General features: G+C 65.2%; 12 protein-coding genes. 9 read left to right on the top strand and 3 right to left on the bottom strand.

Annotated elements, in window-relative coordinates:
- Positions 1-46 precede the first annotated feature (46 nt).
- The 3 genes from ACSU04_RS14505 to ACSU04_RS14495 all read left to right on the top strand — a co-directional run bounded on the left by ACSU04_RS14505 (position 47) and on the right by ACSU04_RS14495 (position 3,490).
- Entirely contained in the window at positions 47-1,375 is a 1,329-nt protein-coding gene (locus ACSU04_RS14505; RefSeq protein WP_439283226.1) for a GAF domain-containing protein, read from the top strand.
- Between the two features lie 106 nt (positions 1,376-1,481).
- Positions 1,482-3,032 (top strand): acetaldehyde dehydrogenase ExaC, encoded by a 1,551-nt coding sequence (gene exaC, locus ACSU04_RS14500; RefSeq protein ID WP_439290075.1) that lies wholly within the window; start codon positions 1,482-1,484, stop codon positions 3,030-3,032.
- 65 nt (positions 3,033-3,097) lie between these two features.
- Positions 3,098-3,490: a DUF779 domain-containing protein gene (locus ACSU04_RS14495; RefSeq protein ID WP_439290074.1), complete on the top strand. Its 393-nt coding sequence runs from the start codon at positions 3,098-3,100 to the stop codon at positions 3,488-3,490.
- 212 nt (positions 3,491-3,702) lie between these two features.
- Here ACSU04_RS14495 and ACSU04_RS14490 read toward each other — a convergent pair whose 3' ends face one another.
- Entirely contained in the window at positions 3,703-4,827 is a 1,125-nt protein-coding gene (locus tag ACSU04_RS14490; RefSeq protein WP_439283634.1) for a hypothetical protein, read from the bottom strand.
- A gap of 76 nt (positions 4,828-4,903) precedes the next feature.
- On the opposite strand from ACSU04_RS14490, the gene ACSU04_RS14485 reads away from it, so the two are divergent.
- A complete protein-coding gene (locus ACSU04_RS14485; RefSeq protein WP_439283221.1) occupies positions 4,904-5,269 on the top strand; it encodes a hypothetical protein in 366 nt (121 codons plus the stop codon).
- 25 nt (positions 5,270-5,294) lie between these two features.
- Here ACSU04_RS14485 and ACSU04_RS14480 read toward each other — a convergent pair whose 3' ends face one another.
- Positions 5,295-5,897, bottom strand: a complete 603-nt coding sequence (locus tag ACSU04_RS14480; protein WP_439283219.1) for an Lrp/AsnC family transcriptional regulator — start codon at positions 5,895-5,897, stop codon at positions 5,295-5,297.
- Between the two features lie 134 nt (positions 5,898-6,031).
- On the opposite strand from ACSU04_RS14480, the gene ACSU04_RS14475 reads away from it, so the two are divergent.
- From ACSU04_RS14475 to ACSU04_RS14455, 5 genes are read left to right on the top strand one after another with little or no spacing between them, the layout of a single operon-like run.
- Entirely contained in the window at positions 6,032-7,615 is a 1,584-nt protein-coding gene (locus tag ACSU04_RS14475) for an ABC transporter substrate-binding protein (protein WP_439290073.1), read from the top strand.
- Positions 7,616-7,623: 8 nt separating this feature from the next.
- Positions 7,624-8,682 (top strand): ABC transporter permease, encoded by a 1,059-nt coding sequence (locus ACSU04_RS14470; protein ID WP_439283215.1) that lies wholly within the window; start codon positions 7,624-7,626, stop codon positions 8,680-8,682.
- Positions 8,679-9,596, top strand: a complete 918-nt coding sequence (locus tag ACSU04_RS14465) for an ABC transporter permease (RefSeq protein ID WP_439283213.1) — start codon at positions 8,679-8,681, stop codon at positions 9,594-9,596. Before ACSU04_RS14470 ends, ACSU04_RS14465 begins: the two co-directional genes overlap by 4 nt.
- A complete protein-coding gene (locus ACSU04_RS14460) occupies positions 9,593-10,429 on the top strand; it encodes an ABC transporter ATP-binding protein (protein WP_439290072.1) in 837 nt (278 codons plus the stop codon). Before ACSU04_RS14465 ends, ACSU04_RS14460 begins: the two co-directional genes overlap by 4 nt.
- On the top strand, positions 10,422-11,261 hold the full coding sequence (locus ACSU04_RS14455) for an ABC transporter ATP-binding protein (RefSeq protein ID WP_439290071.1): 840 nt from the start codon (positions 10,422-10,424) through the stop codon (positions 11,259-11,261). Before ACSU04_RS14460 ends, ACSU04_RS14455 begins: the two co-directional genes overlap by 8 nt.
- Before the next feature lie 91 nt (positions 11,262-11,352).
- Here ACSU04_RS14455 and ACSU04_RS14450 read toward each other — a convergent pair whose 3' ends face one another.
- Positions 11,353-12,324: a hypothetical protein gene (locus ACSU04_RS14450; protein WP_439290070.1), complete on the bottom strand. Its 972-nt coding sequence runs from the start codon at positions 12,322-12,324 to the stop codon at positions 11,353-11,355.
- Between the last annotated feature and the right edge of the window lie 59 nt (positions 12,325-12,383).

The raw sequence follows: 12,383 nt of genomic DNA, 5'->3' as shown, positions 1-12,383 counted from the left end.
GCTCATACACTGGTGCTCACACTCCATCACTGTCGATCGGAGGCACATGCCGTCGTCATGGTCGTCATCACGTGACGCTTCTCCTGGAGCCTCGCGCCTCATCATCGAGCGCGCACATGAAGAGCTCGTCGCCGGCAACCTGGACGATCGACGGCTTGAGCATGTGCGCCCTCTCGTTCGCGAGTCCTGGGAGAGGTCCTGGAGACAGCGCGTCGGAGCGGAAAGCCTCCCTCCGCTCGCGCTCGTCACAGAAGAACTGGAACGCTACCGGCTCGAGCATCCGCTCGCCGACGTGATGGCGATGATCCGCAGTCTGCTGCTGCCGGGCGATCCCGCAGAATCTGGCGTGATGGTGGCCGTCGGTGATCACGCCGGGCGACTCCTCTGGGTCGAGGGCGACCTGCAGCAGCGCATGCTCACCGGCGAGATGGGCCTCGTTGCGGGTGCGAACTGGTCAGAAGACGCCGTCGGCACCTCAGCGCCCGGCACCGCGCTCGCGCTCGGACAATCGGTGCAGATACATCAGGCCGAACACTACAACCGCCTCGTGCACCCGTGGTCGTGCACGGCAGCCCCGGTCTTCGATCCGGAAAGCAGGAAGATCCTCGGCGTCATCGATGTCACCGGCGGGCCGGAAGTCGCGACTCCCCAGGCGCGCTTGCTTGTGGATGCCACGGCAAGGGCCGTCGAATCCGAGTTGCTTGTGGCACGCCTGCGTGCGCGCAGCGCCGCTCCGCTCGTCTCGCCCCGCAAATCCAGGCGCGCTGTGACGACGACGCGCGCCACGCTGCGAGTTCTGGGTCGGGATCGCGCGCGACTGGAGGTCTGCGGCGACGAATCGGAATCGGTCATCGAGCTCAGCGCTCGGCACGCCGAGATCCTGCTCGTGCTGGCGATCCATCGACAGGGGGTGTCGGCCGATCGGCTCGCTGAGCTCGTCTACGGCGAGGGCGCATCTCCCGATACGTTGCGTCCCGAGATGGTGCGACTGCGCAAGGTGCTGCAGCGGATCGCCCCGGATTTGGTGCCAGAGTCGCGCCCATACCGGCTCACCGTGCCACTGGAGACCGACGCGCAGAACGTGCTGTCGCTCCTCGATCGCGGCGCGCACCGCGTCGCCCTGACTGCGTACCGAGGACCGGTGCTGCCGGAGTCGACGGCACCGGGCATCGAGGACTTCCGCGACACTGTGCGTGCGGCCCTGAGAGAGGCGATGCTCACGGAGGCCAGCATCGACGTGCTGTTGGTTTACGCCGACATCCCCGAGGGTGCAGAAGACGAAGAAGTGCTGCGCCTGTGCCTGGAGATGCTGCCGGCGCGTTCGCCGCGCCGCGGGGGGCTGGTGAGCCGCATCGAGAAGCTCGATCGGGTCTGACCGCAACCATCCGCAACGTTGCGCATCCGAGTGCAACCTTGCCAGGCCTACCTTCGACCCAATGCCGCGCAGCACTGAGGCTGCGGCCCGTCGAAGGAGACGCACCATGACCATCGTCGAAGAAATCGTGTCCACTGCATTCGCCGCGCCGGGAACCGCCGGCGCCGTGGCGAACTATCGCCCCCGATACGGTCACTACATCGGAGGAGAATTCGTCGAACCCGTCAAGGGGCAATACTTCGAGAACGTCAGTCCGATCAACGGTAAGCCGTTCACCGAGGTGGGCCGTGGCACCGTGGAAGACATCGACCGTGCCGTCGACACGGCATGGAAGGCATTCTCGTCGTGGGGCAAGACCAGCCCCGCCGAGCGCAGCATCGTGCTCAACAAGATCGCCGACCGCATCGAACAGCATCTCGAGGAGATCGCGGTCGCAGAGACGTGGGACAACGGCAAGCCGGTCCGTGAGACCCTGGCCGCCGACATCCCGCTCGCCGTCGATCATTTCCGCTACTTCGCCGGCGTACTGCGTGCGCAGGAAGGCTCGCTCAGTCAGCTCGACGAGAACACCGTCGCCTATCACTTCCAAGAACCGCTGGGAGTGGTCGGCCAGATCATCCCGTGGAACTTCCCGATCCTGATGGCGGTGTGGAAGCTTGCTCCCGCGCTTGCCGCAGGCAACTGTGTCGTGTTGAAGCCGGCAGAGCAGACGCCGGCATCCATCCTGTATCTGTTCGAGATCATCGGCGACCTGCTGCCAGCCGGCGTCGTCAACATCGTCAACGGTTTCGGCATCGAGGCGGGTGCTCCGCTCGCGCAGCACAAGAAGATCCGCAAGATCGCCTTCACGGGTGAGACGACGACCGGCAGGCTGATCATGCAGTATGCCTCGCAGAACCTCATTCCGGTCACGCTCGAGCTCGGCGGAAAGTCACCGAACCTTTTCTTCGAAGACGTCGCCCGCTCAACCGATGACTCCTACTACGACAAGGCGCTCGAGGGCTTCACGATGTTCGCGCTGAACCAGGGCGAGGTCTGCACGTGTCCGTCCCGCGCCCTCATCCAGCGCTCGATCTACGATGGGTTCCTCGCCGACGGTCTCGACCGTGTCGGACAGATCATTCAGGGAAACCCGCTCGATAAGAACACGATGATCGGCGCGCAGGCGTCCAACGATCAGCTGGAGAAGATCCTCAGCTACATCGATATCGGTAAGCAGGAGGGGGCGAAGCTGCTCGCCGGTGGAGAGCGCGTCGACCTCGGCGGCGATCTCAGCGGGGGCTACTACGTTGCGCCGACCGTCTTCGAGGGCACGAACGACATGCGTATTTTCCAGGAGGAGATCTTCGGTCCGGTGCTCGCGGTGACGAGCTTTGACGACTACGACGACGCGATCGACATCGCCAACGACACCCTGTACGGCCTGGGTTCCGGCGTCTGGACGCGCAGCGGTGACACCGCCTACCGTGCCGGGCGGGCGATTCAGGCCGGTCGAGTGTGGACGAACACCTATCACCAGTACCCGGCGCACGCGGCGTTCGGTGGGTACAAGCAGTCCGGCATCGGGCGGGAGAACCACCTGAAGATGCTCGATCACTACCAGCAGACGAAGAACCTTCTCGTGTCGTATGCCGAGGGCCCGATGGGCTTCTTCTGATCTGATCGACCCTCGGGTGGGCGTCGCCGCTGGCGCCCACCCGAGAACCACGTGAGGAGAGCGACATGGTGAGCATAGGCACGTACCATCGGGTGGCGGTGACGGATGCTGCCGCATCCCTGCTTCGGGATTTGACCGCCCAGCACGGCCCGCTGATGTTCCATCAGTCCGGCGGATGCTGTGACGGCTCGAGCCCCATGTGCTATCCGGTGGGCATGTTCATCACCGGCCCCAGCGATGTGCTGCTGGGTGACATTGACGCCGGCATGGATGCCCCGATTGAGGTCTTCATGTCGGAGTCGCAGTTCGAGTACTGGAAGTACACGCACCTGACCATCGACGTCGTGCCCGGCCGAGGTGCTGGATTTAGTGTGGAAGGCCCGACCGGGATGCGATTCCTCATCCGCTCGCGGATGCTGAACGACGCGGAACTGGAGCATTTCGGGTTGAACGCCTGACGCGCTCATCCGAACTTGCAACCCACTGCAACCTGTTTTGGTATACCGTCGGGGTCATACGCCGCGATTGTTCAGTCCCCAGCTGACATCTGGCGTCGGACGGCCTTGGCCGTTCATGCGGAGGGAGTTCGTCTTCTTCTGATCCCGGGGGGATGAGGTGAGCGCAGTTCCCCAGACCGCGCTCACCTCCACACCCGCCGAATTCTGAGCGCTCAGTACAGCAGGCGCGAGAAGAACCAGAAGATCAAGACGCCGGCGAAGAGCACGACTGTCACCCACTGACCTCGGCGCTTCAGTCGACGTCCGCTCTGTGCCACACCAGGTGGTGGCGTCAGCATCCCCGCCGGTGCGGCGAACGGAAGCGCATGCGAGCCGGCCGGTGCCGCGGCCGCGGGTGCCTGACCCTGCACTTCGAGCAAGCGCTCGTCGCGCCACCGTGCCCACTGGTCGAACTTCGTGATCAGTGCACCGACGGCGCCGAACAACCAGGCCCAGGTCGCCGGGTCCAGCGTGGATGCCTCGCGCCGCGTGTAGAGGAACAGCCAGTCATCCACGATTTCGACGTCGAGTTGGGCTGCGTTGTCAACGAAGCGGGCCATGATGTCGGGGGTGAACAGGTACAGCGCATCTTGCTCATATCCCTGCGGGCAATATAGCGAGAAATACTTGTCGAAGTCGCCCTCGAGAGACAGATGCTGTTCCTTGCGGAAGGATGCCGGCAGGTTGGTGCCGAACCCGTTGTTTCCCAGAGCATCCAGCACGATGTTGGGCAGCGGAACGTCCAGTCGCACAGCAACGTAGCCCCACTTGTGGGTCGTGGAGTTCTTTCCCGACCCCGTTGTGTACTGGTAGTTGCCGAACTCGACGAACCGCGGGGACGAACCACGCACGAGGCGTGCGGACTGCCGCGAACTACCCAGGCTGAAGATCATGCCGGGCAGCGCCGGGTCCTTGATCTGATCTTCGTAGGTCATGTTGTTCGCCGCGGCGAACTGGCTAATGCGATAGCGCGCGATTTTGTCCTGGCGGGAGGAGGACCAGAACACCAGCCCGAACACGACCGCGATCCCGACGATGATCAGAACCGGCATCAGCATGATGAGCGGCCCGCCGTTGCTGATCCCCGCGAGGAGCATTGACGTGGTTAGGAGCAGGATCGTGAGGAAGCCGAAACCGACGATAGATCCGATGACGATTATGAAGATCTTGGTCGCGGTCATCGACGACGGGCGGCGCGCGCGCATCGCGGACACAAACGCACTCACGGCGCCTGGGGCGACCGGATCGGTGAGCGGCCGTGCATCGAAGGAGATCGGCTGCGGGCCGGAGGAGGGCATGGTCACCCGTCCACGCTAACCGCAGGAGCGCGATGGTTGGTCAACGACAGCGCGTGGCGGTTGCCATAATCGAGGGGTGAACACGCAGACAACCCTCCCGTCGCTTGACGGACGCACTTTCCGGATGACCTCTTCGACCACCTCTGTGGTCAATCACGATGCCCCGAGCGTGTTCCTCTACTTCGAGAAAGACGGCGCCATCTGGGGCGACTACACCGGTGACACGGTGACGTTCGGCCGATTCGTCGGCACTCGTACCGGAAACGTCATCAGCATCCACTTCGTGCACGTGCTCGTTGCGGATGGCACCGTCGTCACCGGATCGGGCGACAGTGACATCGAGCAGGACGAGAACGGTCTGCGCCTGGTTGAGCACTACGAGATGCATGGTGAGGCGCAGTTGAGTATCTGCGTGGAGGATGCCGCGGCCTCAGCCCGCTAGCGCGGCGCCGCGCTAGGGGCGGCGCTCAGCGCGGCGGCAGCGGATCTCTGGCCCCTGGCGCGGGAGTCCAGCGCGTCATCCCCATCTGCGCAGGCGCCGATGCGCGCTCCGGAATGTCGGTGGGGAGGATGAACGGCCGGCGCACGACCTCGTCGAGGATCACGACGCTGACCACTGTGCGCACCTCCGGCATTTGCGCGATGACCCCGGTGGAGAAGTCGTGCACCCCGCCGACATCCGTGGCACGGATCATCAGCATCGCATCGTGCTCGCCGGTGGTGACAGCACAGTACTCGACCTCCGGTAGCTCCCGCACGCGCTCGCGGAATGACGGCCAAGACTGCGGATGCACCGTCACGAAGACGTGTGCCCCGATCGAGAGGCCGGCCTTCGCTGGATTGATGGATGCGGCGAAACCTGTGATCACGCCGCCATCCACAAGCGCCTCCACCCGCGAGTAGGCATTCGCGCGGGAAATGCCGACGCGATCGGCGAGTGCGGCCATCGAGAGGCGGCCGTTCTCCCGCAGCGCTGCCAGGATGCGGTAGCCGACATCATCGAGTGCAGGCGCACTTCGTCCAGCGGATATCGAATCGGTAGGCCGATCGTTGGACATACTGTCTCCCATTCTCGAATCTTAGGGTGATATGTGTCTGAACGTCTGCTCTCATTGGACAAATCGTCACGTATCGTGCCAATCTGAACTCGGTCGTCCACAGCCGTCCGACCATTCCCCATCACTCCCCTTCCCTAGGAGGGTCTATGTCCTCGTTGTCCCGCAGGTCCCTGGTCGCCGTCGGAGCCGTCGCGCTCCTGGCCGTCACCGGCTGCTCAGGTGGAAACTCTGCAAACGGTGGAGGTACCAGCAACGCCTCATCGCTGGTGATCGACACCGCGTTCTCCATCGAGACCGCCGATCCTGGACACAGCTACGACCCGACCGGCAACATGCTGGCCAAGGCGCTCTACGAGACGCTGGTCGACTTCGAAGGATCCGACGTCTCCACGCCGATCCCGGGGCTCGCTTCCTGGGAGCAGAACGATGAGGCTACCGAGTTCACCTTCACGCTCGAGGACGGCCGCGTCTTCTCGGACGGCACACCTATCGAGGCGAAGGATGTCGCCTTCACTCTGCAGCGCATCCAGGGGATGGTCGAGGCCAAGCCGAACTTCCTTCTTGCCGGCGTGACGATCGAAGAGGTCGACGAGAAGACCATCAGGTTCACCACTGAGACGCCGCAGCTGCAGCTGCCCGCGATCCTGGCGAACCCGGCACTCGGCATCGTCAATTCGGATGTTGTGATCGAGAACGGTGGCACCACTGACGGCGCCGACACCGCACAGGCGTTCCTTGACGGCGAATCTGCCGGATCCGGTCCTTTCGTGCTCGACACCCTCGACCTCTCGTCGCAGATCGTGCTGACCAAGAGTGACGAATACAACGGCGACGAGTCCAGCGCATACGACCGCGTTGTCATCCGCAATGTCACCGAGAGCGCCACGCAGCTGGCGAACCTCAAGGGTGGCGACACCATGGTTGCCCTGGACCTCAACGGTGACCAGGTCGCAACCCTGGGCGACGACATCAACATCGACTCGGTGCCTTCCGGCCAGACGATCTTCCTGCTGCTGAACCAGACGGCGGACAACGCGGGTGAGCTCGCGAACGTCAAGATCGCAGAGGCGATCCGCTACGCCCTCGACTATGACGGGCTGCTCGAGCTCGCCGGTGCCGGTTCCGTGAAGGCGACCGGTGTCATCCCTCCTGGTTTTGAGGGTGCTCTGGATGCCGGTGTCGAACAGGATCTCGACCGCGTCGAGACCGCGCTCGCCGAAGCCGGATACGCCGGTCAGACGCTGAAGCTGCAGTTCCCGAACGACTACCCGGTGGGTGGAGTGGAGTTCACTCCGCTCGCCGAGCGTGTGCAGGCGCAGCTCAAGGATGCCGGCATCGAGGTCGAACTCGCTCCGGCGCCGTTCGCCACCGAGCTTGACGCCTACGTCAACGGCACCGAGGGCTTCGGCCTGTGGTTCTGGGGTCCGGACTACGCCGACTCCGCGAACTTCCTGCCGTTCGCTCCCGGACTGAAGGTCGGTCTGCGCTCAGGCTGGGCCGCAGAGGCGAACCCCGAGATCGCTGCTCTTGCCGATGTCGCTGCCAGCGCGACCAACCCAGACGAGCGCACGGCAGCCTTCACCGAGTTCGCTGAGGCGATGCAGGTCGATGGCCCGTTCGTGCCGCTGATCGTTCCCGGTCGCAACATCGCGACCGCGGGTGACGTGAATGGCGCTGTGTACAACTCGGTGTGGGAGATCGACATCGCCGAGATCGCACCCGCAGGCTGAACAACTCAGTGAGTACTGCCACCGTCGCGCGCAGGCGCCCGACCCGCTCCCCGCTGGTCGGGTACCTGCTGCGCCGACTCGGCACTTCGGTGCTGCTGCTGATCGGCGTCACGATCGTGACGTTCCTGCTGACGAACCTGGTGCCTGGTGACCCGGTCTCTGCCGCACTCGGTGAGGGCGCAGCCCAGAACCCGGCGACGCGTGAGGCGTTCATCAAGTCGCACGGCCTCGATCAGCCACTCATCGTGCAGTACTTCATCTATATGGGGAACCTGCTGCGCGGTGACCTCGGTACCTCTCTCGTGACTGGCCGCGCGGTCACCGCAGACCTGGCGACCGCCGTGCCGGCCACGATTGAGATCGCCGTCTGCGCGATCATCGTCAGCCTCGCGGTCAGCATCGTGCTCGGCACCCTCGCGGCCTACCGCCGCGGGCTCGTCACCGATCAGGTTGTGCGTGTGGTCACGCTGGTCGGACTGAGCGTACCCACGTTCTGGCTCGCGCTGGTCAGCTACTACTTCTTCTTCCTCGAGCTCGGGATCGCACCGGGGTCAGGGCGCGTCTCGCCTTCGATCACGCCGCCGCCGCGGATCACCGGCTTCTACACGGTCGACTATCTGCTGAACGGCGACAGCGTCGGCTTCCTCGATGCGGCAGCCCACCTGGCGCTACCCGTCATGGTGCTTTCGCTGGTGACGATCGGTCTGCTCACGCGGTTCGTGCGCACTTCGGTGCTGGAGGTGCTCGACAGCGACTACGTTCGAGCGGCGCGGGCGAAGGGCCTTTCCGGTACGCGCGTCGTGCTCGACTACGTGCTGCGCGGTGCGGCGCTGCCGATCATGACGGTCGTCGGTGTCGCCTTCGGCGCATTGCTGAGCGGCACCGTGCTCGTCGAGTCGGTGTTCGCCTGGCCCGGGCTGGGAACGTACGCCTACAACGCGGCCGCCAACCTCGACCTCACCGGCATCATGGGCGTCGGTCTCGTGGTCGGTGTCATCTATCTCGTCATCAACCTCATCGTCGACCTGCTGTACGGCGTGCTGGATCCGAGAGTGAGGATCGCATGAGCGCCTTCGATGACAAGCGGGTCGCTTCCCGCTGGAAGATCCGCTTCCGCTGGCCCCGTGCCTGGCGGACGCCCCTGGGCATTATCGGAACCGTCATCGCCCTGGCCTGGGTGATCATCGCCTTCACCGCGCAGTGGTGGGTGCCGTTCGGCCCCAATGCGCAGGTGCTGCCGCGCCTGCAGGAGCCGGGCATCGACACGCTGATGGGCACTGACGGCACTGGCCGGGACATCTTCTCCCGGCTGATGACCGGCGCCACCGTCACGATTCCGCTCGCCCTCATGCTGGTCGTCGCCGCCCTCATCATCGGCACGATCATGGGAGCCGTCGCCGGATACTTCGGCGGCTGGATCGATGAGATGCTGATGCGGATCACCGACCTGTTCATGGCGTTCCCCACCGTCATCCTCGCGATGGTGGTCGCGGCCTCCCTCGGCCCCTCGCTGTTCAACGCGGTGATCGCGGCCGTCATCGTCTCGTGGCCGCAGTATGCCCGCGTCACGCGCAGCCTTGTGCTGAGTCTGCGCCAGCAGAACTACGTCGTCGCGGGCCGACTGCTCGGCCACTCTCCGGTGCGCAGCCTGTTCGTCGACGTGCTGCCGAACATCGCCGGCCCCGTGCTGGTGCTCGCAACTCTCGACATCGGTACGGCGATCCTGCTGCTGTCCGGTCTGTCGTTCCTCGGTCTCGGCGCGCAGCCGCCGACTGCCGAGTGGGGATCGATGATCTCCGCCGCCATGCAGAACTTCGACGCCTGGTGGCTGGGTGTGTTCCCCGGACTTGCGATCCTCACGGTCGTGGTCGCGTTCAACTTCCTCGGTGATGCGATGCGTGACGTGCTTGACCCCACCGCCGAGATCGCCCATGAGAACCAGGCCGACCTCACCGCATCCGCGAAGGGGGCGAAGGCATGACCTCGACCGCGCTCAGCATCCAGAACCTCACGATCGCCATCGGGCGTCCCCTCGTGCACGGCATCTCGCTCGACCTCGAGCGCGGTCGCGTGCAGGGGCTGGCCGGTGAATCCGGTTCGGGCAAGACGCTCACCTCACTTGCCGTGCTCGGACTCTTGCCGCGTAAGGCGCAGACATCCGGCTCGATTCGGCTGGGCGATGAGGAGCTGCTCGGGATGCCGCGCCGCGCGCTGAACCGCGTCCGTGGCAACCGCATCGCGATGGTGTTCCAGGATCCGTCCTCGTCGCTGCATCCGCAGCTCACCGTCGGCAAGCAGCTCACCGACCACATGCGTGTGCACCTGGGGCTCAAGGGCAAGGCAGCCGCGGCGCGCGCCGTGGAACTGCTCGAACGAGTGCAGGTGCCGCGTGCGGCAGAGTCACTCGGGCGCTACCCGCACCAGTTCTCGGGTGGACAGCGTCAGCGCATCGCGATCGCGTGCGCCTTGGCGTGCGACCCAGAGGTGCTGCTGGCGGACGAGCCGACTACAGCGCTGGATGTCACGGTGCAGGCCGGCATCCTGCAGCTGCTGCGCGATCTCGCGGTCGAACGCGAGCTCGCGGTCCTGCTGGTCACGCACGACCTCGGCGTCATGAGTGCGATCGCCGATGATGTCGCGGTGATGAAGGACGGTCGGATCGTCGAGCGCGCAGATCGGGCGACGCTGTTTGCTGACCCTCAGCACGAGTACACGCGCACGCTCCTCGCGGCGTTGCCAGGTTCGCGGCTCGCGTCGCAGAACGAAGGGGGCACCGTTGGAGAAGACAGCGTTGGAGAAGACACCGATGACTGACGCACTGGTGCTCGACGCACACGACGTCGTGGTTCGTTACCCGGGGAATCCGCCGGTGATCGCCGTCAACAGCGTCTCGGTTCACGTTGCAGTGGGGGAGACCGTCGCGCTCGTCGGTGAGTCGGGCAGTGGCAAGTCTTCGCTTGCTCGCGCGGCGGCGGGAATCGAGAAGACCGCTGCCGGAACTGTGCTCTTCGATGGGATGCCGGTGACCACGATGGGTCTTCGGCGCAGGTCGGTCGCGCTGACCGGCATCCAGATGGTCTTTCAGGACCCGTCGACGTCGCTGAACCCGCGCCGACGTATCGGGGACCAGATCAAGGACGGCATCCAGACCGCTCTCGCCCGCGGCGATGAGGGGTCTCGGGTCGAGGAGTGGCTGGAGCGGGTCGGGTTGAATCCGGCGTGGGTGACGCGTTTCCCGCACCAGTTCTCCGGAGGCCAGAAGCAGCGCATCGCCATTGCGCGTGCGCTTGCGGCACGGCCGAAGCTACTGATCGCGGATGAGCCGATCTCTGCTCTGGATGCGTCGACGCAGACCAGCGTCGCGGCGCTCATGCGCGATTTGGTGGCTGAAGTCGGAGCCGGGATGCTGTTCATCTCGCACGACCTCGCGGTGGTCAGGCGCATCGCTGATCGGACACTCGTGATGTACGCGGGGCAGGTTCTGGAGTCGGGCCATACAGCCGAGCTCTGGGCTGCGCCGAAGCATCCGTACACGCGTTCGCTGCTCGCGGCGATCCCGGAGCCGGATGGCAAGGGTGTGATTCCTGCCGCGCCCTCGGCCGAGGATCGCGCGGCGTGGTCGACGGTGCCGCCGATCGTGCGCTGAGCCTGAGCCTGAGCCTGAGCATGAGAATGGGTTTGTGGCATGAGAAAGGGCTTGTTAGGCCCCGTCTCATGCGGGAAAGCCATTCTCGCGGTCAGCGGTTAGTGGTGTCGGCCTCCCAACCGAGGTCGGCGCCTTCGGGGATCGGCAACGCCTCGAGGCGCTCATCCGCACAGATCGCACGGATGAGCTCGGCGGAGCCGGCCACGATTGTCGAGTCGTAGTCGATCTCGCTGGCCATCACCCATGCGCGGTCGGCGGGCCAGAGGATGCTCGGATGCTGAGCGGCAGGCGGGAAGCCATGCTGCTCCTGCTCGAGGTCGCGCCACGGGGCATCCAGGATCCACCCGGGACCGGCAAATGCCGACGGGGGTGCAGCGAAGAGCACGTGGTCGCGGCCGGGGAGCGAGAGACGCTCGCCCTTCGAGACCTCGTCAGAGACGATGCCTGGTTGCCACTGCGCCTTCCGAAACGGATTGTTGAAGCGGTCGTGGATGCTCTGCTGCAGCACCTGCGCGTGCAGCGGGTCATCGGTGAACTCGAGGTAGGCGCGGCTCGGGGCCTCGCCGTAGTGTCCGACGAAGCCGCCCCATCCTTCCCAGACCGCCGCGAACCCGGCATCCGGGGTCGAAGTGTGCGCGACCAGGTATCGGGCGATGGCTGCGAGCAGCGCCGGGGACATCTCGCCCTCTCGGGGAGAAGTGAACTCGCGCCCATCCGGGGCGATGCGGGTGCGCCAGTCTACCTCCGGCGGCGTCTTCACGAGCCGCTGCCACTGCGCGAGCGCGTGCAGGCTCGTGTCGAAAGCGGCCGCAGCATCGGCCCAGGTCGCCGGCTCGTCGACGAACAGCTCAATGAGGCGGACGTGCTCCTCGTCCGGCATCCGATTCCATTCGTCCATCGTCGGCACCGCGCGATCCGGCAGGGATCGAACCTCCGCTGGGTGAAAGATGCGCGCATACGCCTCAAAGCCGTGCGGGACGACGCCGTGCATGGTCGCGTAGTCGACGTCGAGTCGGTCACGCAGCCATGTGCCTGCTGAATCGGGATCCGGGTTCCACTCCATGTCGCCCACGCTACCCGTCGCGCGCGCGGACACCCGGCGTTCACCCGTGCGTCGACAAC

The sequence above is a fragment of the Microbacterium sp. A84 genome, from assembly GCF_051842815.1.
Taxonomy (GTDB): domain Bacteria; phylum Actinomycetota; class Actinomycetes; order Actinomycetales; family Microbacteriaceae; genus Microbacterium.
The sequence above is the reverse complement of the archived record's forward strand: the minus strand, read 5'-3'. Positions and strand labels throughout refer to the sequence as shown.

Coding starts and splice junctions, on each gene's coding strand:
- ACSU04_RS14490 (WP_439283634.1), bottom strand. CDS start 4,827: ATGCCCTCCTCCGGCCCGCAGCCGATCTCCTTCGATGCACGGCCGCTC.
- ACSU04_RS14460 (WP_439290072.1), top strand. CDS start 9,593: ATGACCTCGACCGCGCTCAGCATCCAGAACCTCACGATCGCCATCGGG.
- ACSU04_RS14495 (WP_439290074.1), top strand. CDS start 3,098: ATGGTGAGCATAGGCACGTACCATCGGGTGGCGGTGACGGATGCTGCC.
- ACSU04_RS14475 (WP_439290073.1), top strand. CDS start 6,032: ATGTCCTCGTTGTCCCGCAGGTCCCTGGTCGCCGTCGGAGCCGTCGCG.
- ACSU04_RS14465 (WP_439283213.1), top strand. CDS start 8,679: ATGAGCGCCTTCGATGACAAGCGGGTCGCTTCCCGCTGGAAGATCCGC.
- ACSU04_RS14450 (WP_439290070.1), bottom strand. CDS start 12,324: ATGGAGTGGAACCCGGATCCCGATTCAGCAGGCACATGGCTGCGTGAC.
- ACSU04_RS14505 (WP_439283226.1), top strand. CDS start 47: ATGCCGTCGTCATGGTCGTCATCACGTGACGCTTCTCCTGGAGCCTCG.
- exaC (WP_439290075.1), top strand. CDS start 1,482: ATGACCATCGTCGAAGAAATCGTGTCCACTGCATTCGCCGCGCCGGGA.
- ACSU04_RS14480 (WP_439283219.1), bottom strand. CDS start 5,897: ATGGGAGACAGTATGTCCAACGATCGGCCTACCGATTCGATATCCGCT.
- ACSU04_RS14455 (WP_439290071.1), top strand. CDS start 10,422: ATGACTGACGCACTGGTGCTCGACGCACACGACGTCGTGGTTCGTTAC.